Annotated in this window: 15 protein-coding genes; 9 read left to right on the forward strand and 6 right to left on the reverse strand. The window is 40.0% G+C overall.

Going from position 1 to position 22,867, the window contains the following annotated elements; all coding sequences use genetic code 11:
• Positions 1-27 precede the first annotated feature (27 nt).
• Positions 28-2,229 (reverse strand): PAS domain S-box protein, encoded by a 2,202-nt coding sequence (locus NSMS1_RS00290; protein WP_224089671.1) that lies wholly within the window; start codon positions 2,227-2,229, stop codon positions 28-30.
• Between the two features lie 539 nt (positions 2,230-2,768).
• Here NSMS1_RS00290 and NSMS1_RS00295 point away from each other — a divergent pair.
• From NSMS1_RS00295 to NSMS1_RS00305, 3 genes are all read left to right on the forward strand, one after another.
• Complete coding sequence (locus tag NSMS1_RS00295; RefSeq protein WP_224089673.1) at positions 2,769-5,318, forward strand: proteasome protein; 2,550 nt, start codon at positions 2,769-2,771, stop codon at positions 5,316-5,318.
• 43 nt (positions 5,319-5,361) lie between these two features.
• Complete coding sequence (locus tag NSMS1_RS00300; protein ID WP_224089675.1) at positions 5,362-8,748, forward strand: molecular chaperone; 3,387 nt, start codon at positions 5,362-5,364, stop codon at positions 8,746-8,748.
• A 94-nt stretch (positions 8,749-8,842) separates the two neighbouring features.
• The gene (locus NSMS1_RS00305) at positions 8,843-9,937 is read left to right on the forward strand and encodes a hypothetical protein (protein WP_224089677.1); all 1,095 of its coding nucleotides are present in this window, start codon (positions 8,843-8,845) and stop codon (positions 9,935-9,937) included.
• Positions 9,938-10,009: 72 nt separating this feature from the next.
• Here NSMS1_RS00305 and NSMS1_RS00310 read toward each other — a convergent pair whose 3' ends face one another.
• From NSMS1_RS00310 to NSMS1_RS00325, 4 genes are all read right to left on the reverse strand, one after another.
• A complete protein-coding gene (locus tag NSMS1_RS00310; protein WP_224089679.1) occupies positions 10,010-10,669 on the reverse strand; it encodes a hypothetical protein in 660 nt (219 codons plus the stop codon).
• A gap of 3 nt (positions 10,670-10,672) precedes the next feature.
• Positions 10,673-13,723 carry a class I SAM-dependent DNA methyltransferase gene (locus NSMS1_RS00315; RefSeq protein WP_224089681.1) on the reverse strand — a complete coding sequence of 1,017 codons (3,051 nt, stop codon included), beginning with the start codon at positions 13,721-13,723 and terminating at the stop codon, positions 10,673-10,675.
• Between the two features lie 36 nt (positions 13,724-13,759).
• Positions 13,760-14,233: a hypothetical protein gene (locus tag NSMS1_RS00320; protein WP_224089683.1), complete on the reverse strand. Its 474-nt coding sequence runs from the start codon at positions 14,231-14,233 to the stop codon at positions 13,760-13,762.
• Positions 14,234-14,770: 537 nt separating this feature from the next.
• Positions 14,771-15,493: a cytochrome b/b6 domain-containing protein gene (locus NSMS1_RS00325; RefSeq protein WP_224089685.1), complete on the reverse strand. Its 723-nt coding sequence runs from the start codon at positions 15,491-15,493 to the stop codon at positions 14,771-14,773.
• A gap of 120 nt (positions 15,494-15,613) precedes the next feature.
• Here NSMS1_RS00325 and NSMS1_RS00330 point away from each other — a divergent pair, with 120 nt between their 5' ends.
• Together NSMS1_RS00330 and trpD are read left to right on the forward strand one after the other, a co-directional pair.
• Positions 15,614-16,429 carry a DNA adenine methylase gene (locus NSMS1_RS00330; protein WP_224089687.1) on the forward strand — a complete coding sequence of 272 codons (816 nt, stop codon included), beginning with the start codon at positions 15,614-15,616 and terminating at the stop codon, positions 16,427-16,429.
• 189 nt (positions 16,430-16,618) lie between these two features.
• Entirely contained in the window at positions 16,619-17,734 is a 1,116-nt protein-coding gene (gene trpD / locus NSMS1_RS00335; protein WP_224089689.1) for an anthranilate phosphoribosyltransferase, read from the forward strand.
• On the opposite strand, the gene NSMS1_RS00340 is transcribed toward trpD, so the two are convergent.
• Positions 17,664-18,719, reverse strand: coding sequence for a TIGR02281 family clan AA aspartic protease (locus tag NSMS1_RS00340; protein WP_224095409.1), 1,056 nt, complete (start codon positions 18,717-18,719; stop codon positions 17,664-17,666). The genes trpD and NSMS1_RS00340 overlap by 71 nt on opposite strands.
• Before the next feature lie 420 nt (positions 18,720-19,139).
• Between NSMS1_RS00340 and carA the strand changes: the two genes are divergently transcribed.
• The 4 genes from carA to rlmB all read left to right on the forward strand — a co-directional run bounded on the left by carA (position 19,140) and on the right by rlmB (position 22,788).
• Positions 19,140-20,306 carry a glutamine-hydrolyzing carbamoyl-phosphate synthase small subunit gene (gene carA / locus NSMS1_RS00345; RefSeq protein ID WP_224089691.1) on the forward strand — a complete coding sequence of 389 codons (1,167 nt, stop codon included), beginning with the start codon at positions 19,140-19,142 and terminating at the stop codon, positions 20,304-20,306.
• Between the two features lie 223 nt (positions 20,307-20,529).
• Entirely contained in the window at positions 20,530-20,931 is a 402-nt protein-coding gene (locus NSMS1_RS00350) for an STAS domain-containing protein (protein WP_190407893.1), read from the forward strand.
• Between the two features lie 300 nt (positions 20,932-21,231).
• Positions 21,232-21,717, forward strand: coding sequence for a Mini-ribonuclease 3 (locus NSMS1_RS00355; protein WP_224089694.1), 486 nt, complete (start codon positions 21,232-21,234; stop codon positions 21,715-21,717).
• A gap of 93 nt (positions 21,718-21,810) precedes the next feature.
• Positions 21,811-22,788: a 23S rRNA (guanosine(2251)-2'-O)-methyltransferase RlmB gene (rlmB, locus tag NSMS1_RS00360; protein ID WP_224089696.1), complete on the forward strand. Its 978-nt coding sequence runs from the start codon at positions 21,811-21,813 to the stop codon at positions 22,786-22,788.
• The last annotated feature ends 79 nt before the right edge of the window (positions 22,789-22,867 follow it).

Below are 22,867 nucleotides of genomic sequence, written 5' to 3' on the forward strand. Positions count from 1 at the left end.
TGGACATAACCTGTCAACTGTCAACTGTCAACTGTCAACTGTCAACTGATAAAGTGGAAGTGTAATGATAAACTCAGCCCCCTGTCTTGGTGCAGAGATACACTCTAACTGTCCCTGGTGATTATTGACGATAATTTGATAACTGATTGATAATCCCATGCCAGTGCCTTTACCTACAGGTTTGGTGGTAAAGAAGGGGTCAAATAAGCGAGTACGAACTTTCTCTGTCATTCCCGGCCCGTTGTCAGCAATATAAATTATTACCTGATTGTTAGTAGTAAGTTTAGTTTTAATTACTATTTGTGGATTGTTAATTACTGACTCTTCTAAAGCATCGATCGCATTAGTTAATAAATTCATAAATACTTGATTGAGTTGTCCGGCGTGACATACTATCTTGGGTAGGCTGCCGTACTCTTTGATTATTTGAATTGCTCTAGAATCAGCTTTAGCTTTGAGGCGATGTTGTAACAATAGTAATGTATTGTCAATACCTTCATGAATATCTGCCGGCTTCATGCCAGCTTCGTCTAAGCGAGAGAAATTACGTAAAGATAAAACTATCTGCCGGATACGTTCGGCCCCTATGTCCATTGAGTCTAGGATTTTAGGCAAATCTTGAGCGATAAAATCTAAATCTATCTGAGAAATTTGCTGATGAATTTCTGGTACTGGTGGGTGGTAGTGCTGTTGATATAGTTGGATTAAATGCAGTAATTCACAAACATATTCACGAGTATGGTTGAGATTACCATAGATGAAATTGACGGGATTATTAATTTCGTGGGCAACACCAGCTACTAATTGTCCCAGACTGGACATTTTTTCCGTTTGAATTAGTTGTGTCTGGGTTTGTTGGAGTTCTAATAAAGCCGCTTCTAGTTGCTGTGCTTTTTCTTGGGCAATTTGAGCAGCAATGCGATATTTGGCTTCAGATTGGCGTAATTCTTCTTCAGTTTGCTTGCGCTTAATACCAATGGCAATTGCACTAGCGGAAATACTTAAAGCATCCAAGGTAGACTGGTTGAGGGCTTGGCGAGAAAACATGGCCAGTACCCCAAATATTTCTCCTTCCACAATCAAAGGATAGCCAGCAAAGGCAATCATTCCCTCTTGCTTTGCCCATTCTTTATTTCCCACACGCGGATCTGTCTGCACAGAATTGGTAATGTGGGGTTTACCTTCTTCGGCGATTAACCCGATTTTGAATTGCCCAACTGGTACATATCTATGAGGCCCGTCAATGTGGGTATACATTCCCGAACTAACTTGCAGTTCAAGAACGTTATCTTGTTTATTGAGAGTCCAGATACGAGCAAAAGCTGCATCTAAATGTCTCACTATCGCCTGCGTACAGCCCTGCATTAAATTTTGTAAAGTATGGCTTTGAGAGAGAACCGAATCAACTTCAGAGCGAAAATCTGCTAATTTAACTCTCTGGGCTAATTCTGCTTCCGTGCGTTTGCGGTCTGTAATATCGTATGCTATACCCACAAAGTATACAACATTGCCATTCTCATCTTTAACCGGAGAGGAACTACTAGTATGCCAGCGCCAGCTACCATCCTTGTGTTTTGTGCGGTATTCTAAGGGAGCTTGCTTCTGCCCAGTTTTGACAACTGTTGATAGGTAGTCTGCACACACTGGCACATCATCGGGGTGGACAAAGGGAACAAAAGATTTACCTTCTACTTCCGCTATTTCATGCCCTAATAAATCAGTCCAATTAGGGGAAACATAAGAGAAAATACCCTCAAGTGTTAACACAAAAATAATATTATTGGCATTTTCGACAATCTGCTGAAATCTATGTTCACTTTCTAAAAGTGGTATTTCTCTAACGGGAGTGATATCACGAATTATAACTATAACTTCTTCGGGTGCTACAGATAGTAGTCTGGCGACAAATTTTTGCTCACCTGCGGGAGTGGGTTTAGTATATTCGCAATTTACTACGGTTTCGGTTTGCAGGGATTGGGCGATCGCCTGTTGAAAATTCTCTCTAACCTGCGGTGGTAAAAATTCCCAGATATACTTTCCCGTAATTAATTCTGGAAGATTATATAAGTTTTGTGTCGTCTCTAATTTGTAATCTAAAATCATGCCTTGAGCATTCAGGTGGAAGTAATCATCGGATATTAGTGGCAAAATAGCAACCAATTCCCGACTTTCTTGCCATCTCTGATGTTTGGTTGATTTTTGTTCTTTTAAGTAGTGTGGTGTATTCACTTTCTTGAACAAGAGTAGTTTTTAGAAGATTTGTTATGATTGTTTGTGATATTTTTTAGTAATTGCCTCGATTGAAAAACTAAATTTTAATTTTTTTATAACTTTTATAATAAATTTATATTTATACTAAAATTTTGCTATATGAAAATATTAGTTTTTTTCCTCCAATAAAGTATTCGGGAAAACACGTAAATTACTAATTCATGAATTAAAGCAAGGTGATATTAAATAAATTTAAGCAATAATTATTACATTAAATATTATTAGTTGTTTGATTATTTTCATTGCTCCGGCTTATAAGTTGGAAAATAGAAAAAACATAGAAAGACTGAATAGTAATAAAAAATACTCCTGAATCTCTTAACAAAAAAATAAAATCTTCAACTTCTGTCTTCGCTTGTATACCTTTGCGTGAGTAAATTACAACCTCATGCAGTAACGCCAAACATACTCATCAACAAAATGGCAGATAAGGAAGTGAAAATATTTTTTTTGTGTTATAAAACTCACAGAAATTTATCTTAGCGGAAGGCTACTCTATGGAGCCAGAGAAACTGGGAAGTTTTAAAGAGTACGGCGAACTGATTCTCCAAAAATTAGATTTTGTACCTCAATCTCCTTCACAACAAGAAGATTGGGTTCCAGCCAGCCTGGATGATTGTATTTTGCGCCTACGGGAAGCTGCGGTAAAAACTGTAGAATTGGCTACATCACCCGTAAAAATTGGCGTGATGGGAGAATTTAGTAGCGGGAAAACTCTCCTTTTGGGTAGTCTCATCGGCTATGCAGATGCTTTACCTATTAGCGAAAATCCCACCACTGGTAACGTCACAGCAATTCACCTCATCCCCCATCCTGGCTTTACTACTACCCAGGTGGATAACTTCACCGTTGAGTATTTGACACGGGAAGGGGTAAATGAGTGCTTGCGCTTCATGTTAGGAGAAGTAAACCGCCGCACAGTAGCAGCCGGACTCCCACCCCTGCAACCTGCTAAACTAAATTCTGGTAAGGATATTCTCGCTTGGTGCGAAGCTACTTGGAATAGTAGTAATAATTTGGAACTGCGTTATATTTTGCGCGAGTTGGTGTTATTTATCCGCGCCTACAGTTCCTACGGTGAAGCACTCTGTGGTGGAACCTACGAAATTGACCCCTCTGTCGCGCGTGAAGGTTTGCAGTTAGCCGAACAACCCCTGGCTATTCAAACTCTGCGCTTTGAAGATTTACCACCAGCACATATCCGCTTACCCAGTCCACCGCAAAGTTTACCCAGCAAGTTATTACAGAATAGTTTCCCGTTAATTCGTCGTGTTGATATTGAGGTTAAAATCTCACGGGAAATTTGGGATATTCCCGACGGTTGCGAATTTACTCTCTTAGATTTTCCGGGGTTGGGTGCGGCTAATTCTGGCGCGCGGGATACCTTCTTATCATTGCGGGAATTGGCGGAAGTACAGACAATTTTGGTGCTACTCAATGGTAAGTCGCCGGGCAGCGATCGCGCCAATAAAATCTTCACGATGATGCAGCAACAGCGTCCCGGACAAGACCTGAAAGATTTAATTTTGGTAGGGGTGGGGCGTTTTGACCAGTTACCATTGGAAAGTGAAGGCGGGGAAAGACTACTCGACCAATTAATTGATGAGAGTCAAACACCCAATTTAACAGCCGATAAGGTTTTGCAGAAACTGCGGGTGTTGCAAACCACCATCGACGGCGCGAGTGCATTCACTACCAACAAAGACCGCATCATTTTATTATCGCCACTGTTGGGACTGGCGGAATTAGCTAAACGTTCCAGTAGTATCAAAGCAGGTTCGCCAGAGTTTTTAGCTAACTTGGACTATCCTAGTTACTTGGAAAGACCAAAACAGTTGCAGCAAAAGTGGGGGCATTTGAGCGATCGCCTGTTAGAATCAGATCCACGCAGTCCGTTAAGTAGAAAATTAGGTTACTTTGCTCAAGATGGGGGTATCGCCAAGCTACGGGAATTGATTCAAAATCACGTCGCTACCCACGGACTTAAGCAACTGTATGCAGATGCCAGCCGCGCCGCCGATAATTTACAGCAACAACAGGATAACCTCAAAGCTATCATTGCCGAAATTCATGAGCAAGGTATACCCACCGGCGATAGTCCAGCTTTAATTGAGTTGCGTCAGGCGTTGGAGAATTTAGATAAAACCTATCGCAATTTCCAGAAAGATTTGGGTAAGGAACCACTCAAAGACAGACGGGGAACTGTGGTTAGTGATGTGGTTAAAGATGAGTTAACTTTTAGAGTTTTGAGTTGGAATCATTGGACTTTGTTATTTAATAAAGCGCACAATGGGACAATTACAATTACTGAATCAAAAGGTGCAGCCGGGAAGTTATTTGAGCGCGGAAATAGAGTTAATACAAGTATACCTACCAAGAGTGATGACTTTTATCCAGCCTTTGAAAAGACTGTCAAAGATGTAGAGGAATTTGCCCGCGATCGCATCCGCCAAGCAGTGGTAGATTTATTAAGTAAATTGTCCCAACAAATCGCTCCAGAAAGAGAGCGTTTGTTATCACTCCTCAACCCAGAAATAGAACAAGAGATTGAAACAAAATTTGGTGCGGAAGAAGCAGATTTATTTTATAAATTGTTATTAGGAAGTGACCCTACCCAATGGCAAGCGGCAATAATTGAGGAAATTAACCATCAAGAAAAATTCCTTACTCCAGAAATTATGTTTCCTCTGGCGCGTCAGGATGAAAAACATAATATTGGTCAAATATTTGACTGGTCGCCAGAAAAAGCCCAAGCCATATCTAAGTCTAGCAATCATCAAATGTTTGTTTTACGACTGCGTGATGAAATTACTGCCAGCGCCAGTTTACATTTAGTGCAGTATGTAAGCGAAGTTAATCAAAGAGTTAATGCTGAATTAGAAGGCATTCTCGACCAAATTATCCCCACCTTACAAAACATCTCTAAAAAAGATGGGTTGTTAAGGTTTATCGCTGCTGGTGATACTCAATCTCCTGGTGCAGTACCTACTTGGTTACAGAATCTCTCAGAAATTGCCGATTTAGCAGTCAATTTCAGTAATGAGTAATTAGTAGCAACCACTAATTACGACTGCATAGGGAATCGATAAAATGCCTGTAAAAATTCAGCTTGCACCACGCTTTCAGATGCGGGTTAATGAAAAAAAATATCTAGAACTTCCCACTATTCAATTAATTGGTATTGGGAACAACGTTCCCCATATTTCCCGCATAACCTGCACTGTTAAAGGCGCATCAAGCGAATTGGCATCAAAGATAGAAAAATCCTATAGACAATTTGATTCGGCAATACCTAAAATTTCCCAAATTGGGCAATTAGAACAGTATCCTTGTAAATTAGAGCAACCTTTAACACAAGCAATCAACTGTAATTTACAGGTCATTGTCGAGTATTTTGATTCCGATTTATCAGGAAATCCCCAGTTATCAGCCCGAAAAAAAATAGCAGCCTATTGTCATCTGTGGTCACTACCTATGAACCCTATCACACAACCTGAACCTCCCCAACAAGTCCGCAATTATCATGAAAAGCAACCTGATAGTAAACCTCGAAAAAGGTTTCCTGGTTGGTTTGCTTTAGATTTTGGTACATCTAATTCTACGGTGACACTTTTTGACCCAATTGAAGTACCAATTGCCGAAGTTTTACCGAGAGAACAGGAATTAAGATTACGCGATCGCCTTTCTAGTTGGTTGAGTTCACCTGCTGCTATTGCTTTACCAGAAGTAAGCGAAAGTGAGTGGGAAAAATTTCTCACTGATATTAGTAAAAACTTAGAAATCACACCCAGCCAATTAAACGAAGTTTTTGAAACTGATAATAAAGATAGATTTTTAGAAGCAATTCGACAAATAGAATTATGTTTGGGAAATAGTGATAGATTTCGGCACGCTGTTAGCAAAAAATTATATAATATTTATCACGAAGTTTTTCGCGTTCCTACTTTAGAATCACAAAATCTCATTCCTGTAGTTTTAGATATTGACCGTCGTGATACAGAAATTCCTAGTGAGTTAGAAATCTCCAGTTTGGCAGATTTAAACATTCGCATGGGTCGAGAAGCAAGGGATAATAGAAAAAAGGCGATCGCTCAAGGAACCAGCAGTTCCTTAAAAGAAATTATCAGTAGATTCCACCATTCACCCAAACGTTATTTTGGGCAGAAGCGTGATTTCTCAGTCATATTAGATGGTCAAGAACAAACAATTAATGTTAACCAACTTGTACAAGCTGCTTGGTCACATTTAATAGATTTAACCGAAGATTATCGCCAACGCGCTAGGAGGAGATTTTCGGAAGGGGAATTTCTCACAGCCGTCGTCACCTACCCCACCGTTGCACCTCCCGTTGTGCGGAAAGAAGTTAAAGAATTAATCGAACAAATTGGCATAGATGATGTCCAAACCGCCTACGATGAAGCCGTATCCGTAGCCATCTTCTTTTTATGGCGTGAGTTTGGCGGTAATTTGAATATTGGCATTGAATCTTTTAAAACCCGTTGTCGGCAAGAAAATAATAAATGGTCGCAAAATGTTCTGGTATTAGATATCGGTGGCGGGACAACAGACTTAGCTTTAATTGAACTCACCCTAGAAGATAAAACCCCATCTTTTGGTAGTAATGAAGATAGAGGATTAGGCGGACGTTACTATAAACTTACCCCAAAACTGTTAGGTTCATCTGGACATTTACAACTGGGTGGTGAGTTAATTACCTTGCGCGTGTATCGGCTGTTAAAAGTTGCGATCGCCGATGCTTTACTCACAGCCATTACCCTTGGTAACATCGAAAGCGACAAACTAGAAGATTTAATTAGTTCCGAATTAAACGAACGCTTTTTAGAACAAGGCAAATTCAAAAGCAGTAGTTTGTTGAAATGTTTAGACAAAGAAAACCCCGAAGGTGACGCAGCCTATAAAGACGCTTTAGATACCGCCGAGAAAGTCATCCCCACTCGTTGGCAACAAGCACCCCAACGCCTGCAAACCTTTTATACTTTATGGGATCACGCCGAAGCAGCCAAACTCAAACTTGGACAAAAATCACCTAATAATACTCCCCTTACCTTTACCCTTAGCGAACAACAAATAGCCGAACTGCTTACCCAAAGCGCCATCAAATTCCAAGTCAAAGAACTAGACACCCTCAACGTCACCTTAGACAGCCAACAATTTGAACGCGCCGCCGCCTCCGCCATCAAGGAAGCAATTGGTATAGCAAAGGGACTAATGCAAAGCCGCTTACGTCCTGAAGATAACAATATAGATTCTTGGAACACCCATAAAGTAGACTGGCTAATTCTCTCCGGTAAAACCTGTAACCTCGACCTAGTACAGCATCACATCTACCAAGAATTTAGCACCTCTCCCTACTTCGTCTGGAACCCTGAACGCATCACCTTTGTCTTAGAATATACCAAACTCGCCACCTCCGCCGGGGCTTGCTACGCCGAGAAACTGCGGAGACTAAGATTCGACCCCGAAGAATCAAAAGCTTTGCTACGTAAAGGCGCAAACCAATTAGAAATAGATGTAAAAAACCTCTTTTATTACCTCCCCTGCAACTTCAAACGCAAAACCCAAAGCAACGAACTCTTAACAGTATTCAAAGCTGGACAAGAACTCTACCAACTCACACCAGGGGAAAACGTCGCCAAAGTCCGCACCGAATGGCAAGGGATACAGTTAACTAACATCATCTACCGCCAAGACTACGAAGACGGAGACTTGCGCCTGTGGGGTAGCTTCGACGGTAAAACCCTCATGGAAAAGCTGGGGATGGATGAAGGGGAATTTCTCAAAAAAATCAAAGTCCAATTTGAGATAGACCAAACCTTACAATTCAATGTCCTGCTGTGTCAAGGCAACCCCCATTATTTAATCGATGTTCCCGGTATTGATGTCAATTCTGCTATATCCGCAGCCTCCGACACATCCACCTTGTTTGCTGATGGTGACTTAAAGTGGAACATCGCCGTTGAACGCCCTGATAAAGACTTAAATGATGGTGATATTGCCGTTAATGTAATCGAATCTGCCACCGTAGATCAACCAGATGCCTATCATTTAGTCTTTGCTATGGACAAAAACAACCAAAAATCTCTGCAAACATTCCATTACCTCCGCGATGGTTCCCAACCACCAGGCGCAGGCTTAATTAGCAACCCCCTTCCCCCCTTCCCCCAAAGTGGACAGCACACCTTTTATGTATACCAAACCGACATCGCCACCAACACCAAAAAATGGATACGTATCGGCGGACTCCGTAAACCAGATGTGAGTACAGACTACCCTTGCCAATATCGCGTCACCCTTGACAACAGAGGGATTTTACGCATTCATGCAGGAGATGTACCTTACTGGACATCGACAGATAGAGACTGTCTGCAACAGGAAGGTTGTGTTTATCACGCTGAGTTAGATTTGCAGCCGAATGAAGTTGATAAGGAACGCGATCCTTTCTGTGGGATACATTAACTGGAATTTAAACGCAGAGGGGCGCAGAGGTTAGCGCAGAGAGGCGCGGAGGATTTCTTTGCGCCTGTGCGTGAGATAAAAAAAGGACATACTAATGCAGCACTTACGTCAGCTACTAACAACACAAAACTCAGAATTAGCGCGGCTATTGCGGTTTAGCCTGCATGGAATTGAAGCATCCCTGAAAAAAGCCCAAGCAGAATTACCACAAGATCCTGGCGCGGTGGTATGTGAACAAGTGCTGCAAGAATTACAAAATCTTTTGCAAGAAGAAGCACAGGAATTAACTTTTATCCAGCATCCTGGTGAATTAAAGTTAGATTATCTGCGAGAGGCTTTTGATTCTGACCCAGAACTAGCTTTATATTTAGGAGATTCACTACTACAAAGCTATACAGATGCCGATTTATGGAACGAAATTCACCGTAAACTATTACGAGTTCCCGAAGATTTAGCCCAAGTTTGGCGACAACGCGCTTTAGATTTTGCTCAAGAAATGGGCGCAGTAGAAGATAATGAATATGTCTATCATTTACCTTTTATTCGCAATGAAATTATTTACCCTGGTTTAAGTGGTAGTGTGAATGCTCAAGGTTTATGTTTATCCCAAAAAGCATTTTTTCATAATAATATTATTCCTAATAACGCCTCAGAAGAACTACATTTATTAGCCAGTTTCTTACTTTTATGGAGTAAATTTATTGAAATAGAACAAGACTTACATCACGCACTAAAAAGCGTTTTCAGCTTCGATGTTGTTTCCTTGCATTCCCAACCAGAACAACAAAATCAATACATCGACACCTTAATAGACCGTTTCCAACGTACCAAAAAAGCCGAAGAAATTGCCGATCCCTTATCAACTTTACGTGCTTGGATAGATATGGATGAAGCAATTAATTCTTTAGTATTTGTACCACCCTCAGAACGCTATTCTTGGTGGGGTAAACTACAACAAGAATCCAGACGCGCTTTAAAAAAGATAGCTGATAGAGCCATCAATGCAGGTTATGATGTACGCATTCGCCAATTAACCGGACTTTACGCCGATATTTGCGCCTTTTCTAAAGACGACTTGCAATTAGACTATGGCGGTATTCCTGGCGAAGTTTTAACCTGTCTGCGAGTCTATGCACGCATTAACCAAGAAGAAATCCCCGGACGAGTCATCTTTCGTTCATCAAGGTAGAAAAGTATAAATTGTAGCGGTATAAGCGACTGCTACCATACCACAGTTAAATTATACAGAAATGATAAAAATTTAATTAATTACAAGAAATAAATGAAGAATTGTCATTAAATCATTTTGACCGTCTTGAACATGACGAGTACGATATATGTTTTGTTTTGTACTAAAGCTTGGCTCATCTGACCAATCTTCTTTTAAAGAGATATCATTTTTATATTTATTCAGGCGAGCGCAAATCAAACTAATACACTCACTAACTTTCCCATCAATCACAAAACCTAACATTGCTGCATAGTCATGACCTAAACTATAAGTACCTACAATAAATCTTTTTATACCTTCTAAAACGTACTTTGTTGCTAAATCTCTATCTGGTTTCGTACTGCTTATTTTCTTACACTCTATACCAAAGTAATCTTCAAGACTATTGCATGAGTAAACCATTTTAAAATCTATAAAACCATCTGGCTTTAAGCTTTTGTCAGAACGTCTTGTTGCTGCTTCATTCTCAATTCTTGGTGGCCCATGTATACCTCGACGCTTCTTTTCAGCCCACATCTCATTATGTAATGCTCCAGCAATAGTATCTTCGTCACTTTGGGTATTAATTTCTGGTTTTTGACATACTTTAATCCAAGCTGCTTGGATGAGATCAAGGACTGTTGCAATAATGTCATATCGCTGAATAAATGATGGTTCTCCAACAGCCCCTGAGTCATCCAATGGCAACATAGCTCAATTTTTCCTAAAGTGTTCAATTAAAACAGTATCAGCATCATTCAACCCAACAGAACGACTCCAGTAACGCAGTTGAGCAGGTTTAATAATATACAAGTATTCACCTGCATAAATTCTGGCATTTCGTCGGGTGAAAACGCGGTCAGCCAATTGTGGCGGTAATTGTTCCGCAATGCTTTTCAGCACAGTCACCAAATCCCCAGTCTGAACAGTTTGTATAACTGGCTCACGACCTGGATATGGTACTATGCTAAATTTAACCACCTGTAATGGTGTTTTAGGAATAGTAAATATATCAGCAACTATACTTCTTTGGTTAAGTGTTTGAAGAAAAGGTTTGATAACACTCATGAATTGTATAGCATATGCTTCTAAATCAATAGCTAGAGGTGTTTTTAAGGCTACTGACTTCTTTCGTTTGTTCCATATCTCAATCGTAAACTTTAATTTATCTTGAATTATAATTTTTTCTTCCTCATTTAAACCGTATAGATTAAATACAGCTTCGTCAAGTTGTCGTTGAAGATTTACAGATATATCTTGATTACTGAATTCACATAGTTGTCTTTCTATCTCAATAATTCGGTTGATGATTACATCATTAGTTTCATCGGGGAAAGGAAAAGGTAAGCGTTCTAAATCTTGAGTTTTTATTTCATCCCTCTCAATTCCCCATGAAGAAGCTGTTAAAAATAAAAAATAATTTGTTAAAGAAGAATTAAGAACACCATTGAGATAATGAGCTAAACTTGTTTGCTCATGTGGAATCGAAATTCCAATGTAAGTATCTACATAAACAACATCTTCTTCACTAAAAGCTGAGAAGAAACCTGAAGTTTTTAGTCCTCTAGTTGCAATTACTAAGGGACTTTTATAGATATTAAAATTTCTAGGACGTTCAAGCTTATTTATCAATAGTGGTTGTAATTTATTCATATCTATTTTGTATCTTGGCATTTTGCTAGAGGGGAGAAATTTCTTACCGTATAGCTCTGGAACTTCATCTCCTCCACTGCCAGCAAAAAAACCTCTTCCAAAATTCCAACCTTCTTGATTAAGAAGTTCCGACAAAGGTGGAAAAGACTGACGCAGACACTGAATTATGTTCAAATCTCTGGCATTACCCCAAGAAGCTACTTTGAGCATATCAGAGTCAAATGCTGCTTCATATATTGATAGCTTTTTTATATTCTCTTGCCCAATTTCAATGATGCCATGTCTCCTAAATGAATCTAAATAACTCTCAGGATAAATAAAGTAAAAAGAATCTTGAGGTTGAGATTGTTTATTTTTTGCAATCAGCACCATAGCAGGTGCAGTAGAATTTGGAAATAATCTTTCATTTCTTAACTTAGAAAAGTTAATAATTACTTCTGGTTTAAACCTCAATAAAAGAGATTTTTTTGCCTCCTGAGCTTTAGATGCAGGACTAAAAAAAGGTTTTCCATGCAAAATTAAACCAATCCTAGCGTTATCTTTAGCGAAATCTCCAACACGCCAAAGAAAGGCTTGATCAGGGTTGTCACTTCTAGCTATGGGATAACCATTTGAATAACCTATCTCTGGGCGCTTACGCTTACAGTATTGAGATGCCAATTGGTTTGATTTTGATTTTGATTTTGTCCAAGGTGGATTACCAACAATTACATCAAATTTTTTCTGTGCAAATTGTTCTATTCTGTTAAAATCAGAGGTTTCATCAAATGCGTTATTGGCAAATAAATTTTTACCTATCAGCTTTTGAAATTTTAAATCATCTGTTAATTGGCGATTTTGTTCTAACTCATAATCTAATTCCAAAGCAGTCAGATAAAGACTAAAAGCGGCGATCTGAACTGCTTCAGGATTAATATCTACACCATAAATTTGATTGTAAAGAGTTTCTCGAATTAAATTACGGGTTTGTGTTTCTCCATTAGCCCAGCGTTTAACAACTAATCTCCGCAAAGATTCTACTAAAAACACCCCTGAACCACAAGCCAAGTCTAGAACTTTAGCATTACCATCAAGTTCTTTAAATACTTCAGAAAGTACCAAATTAACTAAATTTATAGGCGTATAATGAGTACTATTTTCCTTTGCAGATTTGCGATCATTCGCATGAATAAAACTTTCATAAATTGAGCTTATTAGTTCTATGGGTATAACTTTAAAATCGTAAGCTCTCCATAAGCGCTGTTGACCTGTTGCTATTTCTTCGACACCACCTATTAAACTTTGTACAACTTCAAGATGCTTTTTCTTTACATCATTCTTTTCTTCTGGAGTAACAGGAAATAAATCACCATTAAAAATTGTTTGCAACCAATCAAATAACTGATAAGTTGCATTTTTATCCTTTAGCAGTTCATTAAATGAATCTACTCCAAAACGATTCTTAAAAAATTCTTGGGTTAAAATACCTCTATCTTGAAGATAAGCAACAAAAACTGAACGTATTAAAATAGCATGAGCAAATCGATTCTCTAATTTTTTCTCTTTAGTTAACTTCTCTTCCGCCTCATTTAAATCTCTTACGAGAACAGAATCTACTCTTTGCTGACGGTCAATTTGCTTTGCTTTTGCCCATTGCCAAAATTCACCTGAATCAATCTGCAAACGACTAGCAAATTGATTCATACGTTGCAAATCATTATCAGTAGTTTCAAAACTCTCGATTAAATGCCGATTTGGATTATTTTCATCTTGTTTTGTAGGTTGAGAATAGCAATTATAAAGTAATACTTCATTAGGTGTAATCACCCATAACATCGGGGCTAAACCATGATTCCAAGACAGTTTATGTAGTTTAGCTAACTCTCTAGGATTGGGTTCATTTAATTGAGTAAAATAAATACAAGGTGAACCAGATAATTCGTAGATAGCTGTAGCATTAATTTGTTCAGTATCAATTACTGCACTATATTTAATGCGTTTTTCTAAATATTGGTGATTATTGCGAATATCTTCCGCTTCTGTAACGCCTGTAGTCGGTACACCATCAAGATAGAAGCCAGTATGCGCCATTACTCGCTGGTATATTTGATTTACAGCTAAATTAGAACTCATTACTGCTTCCTCCTTGCCATTACCGTCTGATTTTTCTTACCCCTTTAAAACTATTCCTGTTCGTTTATCAAAATCTAAAACATGATGTTTCTCTGCTTCTCTGGCTAACTCTGTAATTACATCTCCAATTTCTCCAATTTCATTAATTACAACTTGTCCCTGATTTTTACCAGATGTTTCTAAAACCATCAAACCAAAATCTTGCATATCTTCAATTAAATAAACTTGTGAATTAACAAGAACAAGACGATGTTGAAAAAATGAATATTCATAATTTCTTGATTTTAAAAAGTTTAAAACTCTTCTAATTTGTTGTAATGGAAGCTTCTGACTTAATATTTCAATAGTTTTTATTTCTAGAATTTGTTGCCATTTATAAATAACTTTAGGGTGCTGAGGATTACCAAACTTTTCTGGCACTACCAACCCAGTTCTGTCTAAGTAACTGAGTCTGCCAGATTTGATGCCAGTCAAGGCGATGGTTTCTTGTCTAGTAAATCCACTAGCCATAAGAAGTTCTGCACTCCATCGAAAATATAGCGATGTTTTGTTTAAAAGCTAATCTATTTTTTAAACACTTATTTTAAGTATACCCTAAAGTTAAGATATCTTTAAGTTTTTGTTTAAAAACCTTCAGCTTTACTTCAGAGGTTTTGTAACTCTTAGCCTCACCCCTTCAGCATTTGTAGATATCTCTGCACATCAGCTAATACCCAGCCCACAATAACCCAACTTCTGTCGGTTCCACTGCCAAACTCAATATTGCTAACTATTGACTACCCTTTGCATGAGGACGCTACATGAGAAGCCATTGATAAAGTCAATATGAAGTAGGATGTGTTAGACGCAAGCAATACACACCGTCTGCTCTAGCAGTGTTGAGGCGCTTAAATCTTGCTTTTGACAAAAAATCATTTCAAAATATACGCCTAACATACCCTACGGTAATTTTATTTTTACTTTATAAATACTAATGAACTAATATTAAACTTTTTGGTTCTTCCGCGTAAACCTCAGCGTCCCTCCGCGTTTAAAAATAAAATCTCCCTATTCCCCACCAGCAAATAAGGGCAAAATCAAAGCAGCCAAAATTCCCCCCACCACAATTACCTCAATAACTCCAAGAGGGAAATTATTCTGCATGAAATGATTAATTCCTCCCCCAGAATTAGCTGATAAATTACTCAACCAATTTTGCAACCGACTAAACCATTGAGTAGGGCTATCCTCTGGGCGTACTTTCCACGAAAATATAGAAAGTAACAATGGCACACCACCCACGTTGCTAGACATTAAAATATGAAGTGCCAAGCAACCAACCATGAAAACCCAACCAATTAAATGTAGATAGTACCAAGCATGATTTAATTGTCCTGTTGGCAACCATTCTTCTTTCATCATTCTGCCAGACAACACAGCTAAAACAGATGCTATTAACATGAGTGTATTGGCTATTTTTTGCAGGCTTACCCACCAAATTGGTCTACCAACTTGAGTTAAGTTTTGTAAGGAATTTTGTTGTAACAGTCGTTTGTCTCCTGCATGAAAACTGTAGAGGGCGAAGGCGGGAAAGATAAAGAAGAAAAAGACTGCAAATGTGCCGTGGATGTCGATAATTGTACTAATGCGGGGAATCGCTAACTTACCGAATCTACCATCAAAGGTATTGTAAACTAAAAAGCCTGTGATAATGGCGGCGATCGCTAAAATTCCACTCACACCATGAAGAATTTTTAACCACAATGGTTGATAAGGCGCAGAACGAGACATAGTTGCTATTTTCAGCAATATTTACAAAAATATTATTGAATAATAATAGCCTTTTGCCAATAGTTATACTAATTAAAAATTAACTACCGATATTAAAAATAGATTTATATTTAAAACTTTATGATTAAAAGTCCACTTCGGTATCCTGGCGGTAAATCAAAAGCAATCAAGCAAATAATTGAATATTTACCAGAAAGTTTTAATGAATTTCGAGAACCATTGGTTGGTGGTGGTTCTGTATTTATTTACTTAAAGCAAAAATTCCCTAATCTAAAGATTTGGATTAATGACTTAAATACTGAGCTATATCTTTTTTGGAGATATGCTCAGACTAACCTATCTCAATTAGTTGCAGAAGTACGTAAAATTAAAGATAAATGTCAAGATGGAAAACTACTATTTTCAGAATTGACAACTCTTGATGTAAATACATTGTCTGATTTTGACAGAGCAGTTAGGTTTTTTGTTCTCAACAGAATTACTTTTAGCGGTACTGTAGAATCAGGTGGTTTTTCTCAAGAAGCTTTTCATCAAAGATTTACCTATTCTTCTATAGAAAGATTAGAAAAACTAGAAAGTATTTTAACAGAAGATATAAAAATCACTAACTTAGACTATAACCAAGTATTAAATACAGGAGGTGAGAAAATATTTATATTTTTAGACCCACCTTATTTTAGTGCTACAAAATCAAGATTATACGGAAAAGATGGTAATTTACACACTTCATTTGACCATCATAAATTTGCTCAATTACTAGAACAATGTCCCTATAACTGGTTAATTACCTATGACAACTCGCCACAAATTCGAGCCAATTTTCCTTTTGCTTATATCTATGAATGGGAATTACAGTATGGCATGAATAACTATAAACAAAATGTTGCTGCCAAGGGCAAGGAGTTATTTATTACCAACTATATGATTACTATTTAATCTTTGAATATATACAGGTTCTTAACTCTGTGTCTTAGGGTCTCTCTGGAATAATGATTTTTACCACATAGACACAGAGAGTTTTAAGTCAATTAATGTGTTGGCTAGATGAAAAAATTGTGGCTCTTTCGCGTTATTCTAAAAATTAATTTTTTGCATTTAAAATTGCCTCTCAACACACATTAAGCTATGACGACTTCCCCAATACTTACCCAAGATTCTACTAGCTGGTATCTCTTATTACAACAACTCATAGATGGCGAATCTTTAACCAGAACTCAGGCGGCTGAATTAATGCAAGGTTGGCTAAGTGAAGCCGTCCCCCCAGAATTATCAGGAGCAATTTTAACTGCACTCAACTTTAAAGGCGTTTCCGCCGATGAGTTGACAGGGATGGCTGAAGTTTTACAATCTCAATCAAAAATGGGGAGTAGGGAGTGGGGAGTAGGGAGTGGGGAAAATTCTACTCAATCCTCACTTAGCACTCAGCACTCAATACTCAGCACTGTGATTGATACTTGCGGCACTGGTGGCGATGGGTCATCAACTTTTAACATTTCTACCGCCGTGGCCTTTGTGGCAGCTGCTTACGGTGTACCTGTAGCCAAGCATGGTAATCGTTCTGCTTCCAGCTTGACGGGTAGTGCTGATGTGTTGGAAGCCTTGGGTGTCAATTTAAGCGCTCCTAGCGATAAGGTACAAGCCGCACTGCAAGAAGTCGGGATCACATTTTTATTTGCCCCTGGTTGGCATCCTGCACTGAAAGCGGTGGCTGGTTTGCGCCGAACATTAAGAATACGTACTGTATTTAATTTGCTGGGGCCGTTGGTAAATCCTCTGCGTCCTACTGGGCAAGTGGTGGGGTTATTTACTCCCAAACTTTTGACAACTGTTGCTCAGGCTTTGCACAATTTAGGCAAGCAAAAGGCGATAGTTTTACATGGACGAGAACGGTTGGATGAGGCTGGGTTGGGTGATTTAACTGACTTAGCGGTGTTATCTGATGGTGAGTTACAGTTAACCACTATCAATCCTCAAGAAGTGGGCGTTTCACCCGCTCCTATTGGCGCACTCCGGGGTGGGAATGTACAAGAAAATGCTCAGATTCTCAAAGACGTATTACAAGGTGAAGGAACTCAAGCACAAAAAGACGCTGTAGCTTTAAATGCTTCATTGGCACTACAGGTGGCTGGTGCAGTTCCCTTTTTAGACCACGCGCAAGGTGTAAGTGTGGCTAAGGATATATTAAAGACTGGTAGCGCCTGGAAGAAGTTAGAGGAATTGGTACACTTTCTTGGGAGTTAGCGTCTGAGTGCGACTGGCGGCGGAACTCTACAACATTACGCTTGATAGTGACATCGTAATTACCAAAAAAGTCATGCCCTAAAAGCCCAGTTTCCAGTTCCGCCCCAGCGATCGCTACTGGTACTTTATTTACTATTACCCCTCCTACTGCCATCGAATCTACATAACCAATCGGAAATTCCACACCCTTAGAACTAGCGGTATTAGCCTTGGCTTTACCGACAGTTACAACCCCCAAAGCATTCGCCATCTGTTGGGTAATCACAGTCCCACTTGCGCCAGTATCGACAATCATGTCAAATTGCTGCTGACCATTAAAAGTTACAGTCACAATTGGCGTACCTCCCATTCTTCTTTTAATGGGGGCGATAAAAACTTCTTGTTCTGAGCTTAAAGCGGCTGATATGGGTATATCTATTTGCTCAGATGGTAACTGTGTACTGTTAGGTGGCGGTACAGGGATGACATACTGAGGTGAAGGGGATGGCTGGGGTGCAGCAACCGCTACCCTCCTGGGATTGGGTGAGTTTGGCAATGGTCGAGCGATCGCATTAGCTTGGCGCACAGCATACCTAATTTGACGCTGATACTCAGAAATTTTAGTTTGAGCGATCGCAAATTCAGGACTTTGTTTATCCACCTGTTTCATCAGAGCGATCGCATCATTGTATTGACTAGCCACCAAATACCAATCATCAGGTGACTGCGCCGATTGGCTAATACTCACAGCACCAGCCGCCTTATCTAACCCCATCTCAAAAGAACCCGGTTCCATTTGCGACGGTGGCACATCTACCGACGCTGGAATAGTGGGTGCTGCTTGCGGTTCATTAGGTGCTGGTGCTGGCAAATCCTCAGTTACCACAGACTGCTGATTACGAAGAATAGCCGTTTTCTGATTGCCTTCGCTACAAGCAACACTCAAAACAGCTACAGTACCAGACAAACAAATCAGGATTGCGCGAGATAAAAAAGGCTGAAGCATAATCTCAATCTTACCTGTTCCAGCGAAGGCATTTAAACATTGGGGAGTAGGGAGTGGGGAGTGGGGGAGATGAGGAAGTAGGGGAGGTGGGGGGAGAATTTTTAATTTTTTGTCTACCTTGTCTACCTCATCTCCTTCATCTCCCTCATCTTCCTCATCTCCTTCCGCAATAGTTGTGGCATTTTCCCATAATTTCACTATTTTGATTTTAAGTTTTAATTAATTTACTTGCGAACGTCTAATTTACAAACTCATGGGATAATTAACACTCGCAGTATTATAGGGACTGGGGACTAGGAGCTAGAGACTAGGAAATTACAGAGAAGACGATAAGAGAGAAACTCCCCGCTCTCCCTCATCTCCCTCATCTCCCCCACTCCCCACTCCCCACTCCCCACTCCCCAATTCTATTCATCGCTTATGCCCTTGTCTGACGCAATCCCCGCTCTCCTTGTTTTAGCAGATGGAACCGCTTACCGTGGTTGGTCTTTCGGTGCGACGGGAACCACTATAGGCGAAGTTGTGTTCAACACTGGTATGACTGGATATCAAGAAGTGTTGACCGATCCTAGTTACTGCGGTCAAATTGTCGTGTTCACCTATCCCGAATTGGGGAATACAGGCGTTAACCCAGAAGACGAAGAATCAGAACGTCCGCAAGTGCGGGGTGCGATCGCCCGTAATATCTGTTATAAACCCAGTAACTGGCGATCGGCACAATCCTTACCCGACTACCTCAAACAGCATCAAATCCCTGGCATCTTTGGCATTGATACCCGCGCTCTTACCCGCAAAATTCGCATGTACGGAGCGATGAATGGTGGTATCTCTACAGAAATTTTAGATGAAGCGGAGTTGTTAGAACAGGTACAAGCAGCCCCCAATATGAGCGGCTTAAATCTAGTTAGAGAAGTCACCACCTCTCAAGTTTACGAATGGTCAGATCCGACAACCTCAATTTGGGAATTTAACCCAGAAGCTCAGGTAAATAGTCAGGAATCCTTGACCGTTGTAGCTCTAGATTTTGGTGTTAAACGTAATATTTTGCGGCGTTTAGCCAGTTATGGTTGTCGAGTCATTGTTGTACCTGCCGATACATCACCAGAAGAAATCCTCAAATACAATCCAGATGGTATTTTCCTATCTAACGGCCCTGGCGATCCCTCGGCGGTGACAGAAGGAATTACCACAGCCAAAGCCTTGCTCGAAAGCCAAAAACCCATGTTTGGTATTTGTATGGGACACCAAATTTTGGGTCATGCTTTAGGGGCAGAAACCTTTAAGCTGAAATTTGGGCATCGGGGTTTAAATCAACCTGCTGGTTTACAACAACGGGTAGAAATCACCAGCCAAAACCACAGCTTTGCGATTGACCCAGATTCCTTACCTGAGTCGGTTGTAGAAATCAGCCACCTCAACTTAAACGATCGCACAGTCGCCGGTTTACGCCACAAATCTCTCCCCGTATTCTCAGTCCAGTACCACCCAGAAGCCAGCCCAGGCCCTCACGACGCTGATTACTTATTTGCCCAGTTTGTCCAAGAAATGCGAGCAGCAAAACAAGCAACCACAGCCCAAGTGAGTTAAAACGGTACAAGAAACTAGGGATTAAGGACTGGGGAATATAATAAAACCCGTATAGCTTATTTCAAAGTCTCAAAAATTCTTAATTTTGAATTTTGAATTTTGCGGAAAGTTCTGTAGGTGGGTTTCCCACCGTAGGAAACTTTCCAAGACGAATTTTGAATTTATTCCCCAACCCCCCATATCTCAGCAGGTTGTAGACAACGCGCCCAAAAACCATTTATACTTGAGCGTTCACTTTAACGACGAGGAGGGAATTATTGCTGAACCACTAAATCTAACCGTAAGCCTGAGAGGGACTCGTGAAGCCCGCGATAACTATCAGCTATTCCGCCTCACAGGTCTGTTAGATGCCTTTTCTGAGCCGACGTTTCGCAAGGTACTTGGCGGCAAAATTGATGAAGGCCCAAAGCATATTATTCTGGATCTTTCGCAAATTGACTTTGTTGACAGTTCCGGCTTGGGCGCTCTAGTGCAACTAGCCAAGCAGGCACAAAATGCCGAAGGAACCTTGCAAATTGTCACCAATGCACGAGTCACACAAACGGTCAAGCTCGTTCGCCTAGAGAAGTTCCTCTCACTGCAATCCACGGTTGACGCAGCTGTAGAAAACATAAAGGGTGCTTGATCTATAGAAAAATTAAGCTATTCCGAGCTTTTCGGCATAGCTTAATTTATAGGTGAGTAATAAGTGCTGTTAGCGGTAGCGGCGCGTTTAGCGCGTGCTGAGTAATAAGTGATAAATATTGTTTGTCTCCCTCATCTCCCCCACTCCCTTATCTCCCCCTATAGATAGATGCTTGATAAATAGAGTAAAGTATAAAGACAATAGAGATATCGTTGAAATTTATAAAAAACTACTAGAATTAGGTATCCCAAACATTTAGCTTTTGCTTTCAATAATACCCAGTCAAGGAATGATGAATTTGTGAAGTCCCAGGAGGAAGAGTTATTAGATAAACAAGATGAAGACCTCAAGCCGGATTTATCTTGGAATCAAGCACTCTTGGCAACCACTGCGCCGTTAATCCAAAATATTTCTCAAACACAATTGCAACAACTTTCCCCGGCGGCTTTGGCTTATTTAGGGGATGCAATCTATGAACTATATGTTAGAATGTCTTATCTGCTACCACTGAAGCGATCAGATGCTTACCATCGATTAGTAGTAGCACAAGTAAGAGCAGAAACACAGGCGCTACATTTGCGATCGCTGACTCCTTACCTCAAGGCAAGTGAATTAGAAATTGTCCGCCGAGGCCGTAATGCTGCCACAGGTCGCCCCAAAAGGGTTGATCCCGAAATATATCAACAAGCAACTAGTCTTGAAGCTTTAATTGGCTATCTTTATCTGACTGATTTCCCACGTTTGACCGAACTTTTACAGAAAATCTATTTAGAGACAGAAGAATAAATTAAAGATTTCATCTCTGGCAAAATTTTTACGTCGAGGTTCCGTACATCCAGGAATCGGATTGTCTACCCATGCGCCATACGTCAAAATCCTATGACTAATAAACCTAAAAAAATCAAGACCTCAAGCGAAGCAAATCGCGGACAACCAATCAAAATCAAAGGTAAGCGAGTTCTAGCTAATCCTATTCGTAGTTCTCGTCCAAGTAGTGAAGGTAATTCTTCCACTTCTTCTAAGCCTCGTCCGCCACGCCCTCAGCGCAAATTTGTAGATACAGCCCCCACACCTAAACCACAAGAAGATAGCGACGTTATTTATGGTCGTCATCCCGTGTTGAGTGCCTTAGAAAATCAACGTGAACTCAACCGGCTCTGGGTAACGCCTCGCCTCCGTTACGATCCCCGATTTCATAATTTGATTCTGCAAGCCAAAGAAAATGGCACAGTCATTGACGAAGTAGAACCCAAACGCTTAGACCAAATTACCAATCAAGCTAATCACCAGGGTATAGCAGCCCAGATTGCGCCTTATTCATATATTGAGTTATATGAACTAATTGCCCAAGCTAAATCTACTACCGATCCGGTAATTGTTGTAGCTGACGGCATTACAGATCCTCATAACTTGGGTGCAATTATCCGCACAGCCGAAGCAATTGGCGCTCAAGGGTTGGTCATTCCTCAAAGAAGGGCATCAGGGATCACTTCTACAGTGGTAAAGGTAGCAGCCGGCGCTTTAGAAAACTTTCCTGTCGCTAGAGTAGTAAACCTCAGCCGTGCTTTAGAAGATTTGAAAGAAGCTGGTTTTTGGATTTACGGTACGGCGGCTGGTGCTAGTGAGCCTCTGCATACAGTCAGCTTTCGTGGGCCGATAGTTTTGGTTGTTGGCTCAGAAGGGGAAGGGTTGAGTATGTTAACTCAGCGCTCATGTGATGTTTTGGTATCAATTCCTCTGGTGGGTAAGACCCCTAGTCTCAATGCCTCTGTTGCAGCAGGAATGGCACTTTATGAGATTTTCCGCCAAAGATCACTAAACACTTTGTACTTAGATAAATTACCAAAACCTCTATGAAAATCATCAGTAAAAGAGTATAAAGAAATGTAACAACAAAAAATATTAATAATCTGTTGTTAAACATTCAGTACCACTT

It is taken from the genome of Nostoc sp. MS1 (assembly GCF_019976755.1).
Taxonomy (GTDB): Bacteria; Cyanobacteriota; Cyanobacteriia; order Cyanobacteriales; family Nostocaceae; genus Trichormus.

Bases quoted from the DNA above. Each gene is read 5' to 3' on its own strand.
- NSMS1_RS00295 (WP_224089673.1), top strand. From the start codon at position 2,769: ATGGAGCCAGAGAAACTGGGAAGTTTTAAAGAGTACGGCGAACTGATT.
- NSMS1_RS00300 (WP_224089675.1), top strand. From the start codon at position 5,362: ATGCCTGTAAAAATTCAGCTTGCACCACGCTTTCAGATGCGGGTTAAT.
- NSMS1_RS00305 (WP_224089677.1), top strand. From the start codon at position 8,843: ATGCAGCACTTACGTCAGCTACTAACAACACAAAACTCAGAATTAGCG.
- NSMS1_RS00310 (WP_224089679.1), bottom strand. From the start codon at position 10,669: ATGTTGCCATTGGATGACTCAGGGGCTGTTGGAGAACCATCATTTATT.
- NSMS1_RS00315 (WP_224089681.1), bottom strand. From the start codon at position 13,723: ATGAGTTCTAATTTAGCTGTAAATCAAATATACCAGCGAGTAATGGCG.
- NSMS1_RS00320 (WP_224089683.1), bottom strand. From the start codon at position 14,233: ATGGCTAGTGGATTTACTAGACAAGAAACCATCGCCTTGACTGGCATC.
- NSMS1_RS00325 (WP_224089685.1), bottom strand. From the start codon at position 15,493: ATGTCTCGTTCTGCGCCTTATCAACCATTGTGGTTAAAAATTCTTCAT.
- NSMS1_RS00330 (WP_224089687.1), top strand. From the start codon at position 15,614: ATGATTAAAAGTCCACTTCGGTATCCTGGCGGTAAATCAAAAGCAATC.
- trpD (WP_224089689.1), top strand. From the start codon at position 16,619: ATGACGACTTCCCCAATACTTACCCAAGATTCTACTAGCTGGTATCTC.
- NSMS1_RS00340 (WP_224095409.1), bottom strand. From the start codon at position 18,719: ATGCTTCAGCCTTTTTTATCTCGCGCAATCCTGATTTGTTTGTCTGGT.
- carA (WP_224089691.1), top strand. From the start codon at position 19,140: ATGCCCTTGTCTGACGCAATCCCCGCTCTCCTTGTTTTAGCAGATGGA.
- rlmB (WP_224089696.1), top strand. From the start codon at position 21,811: ATGACTAATAAACCTAAAAAAATCAAGACCTCAAGCGAAGCAAATCGC.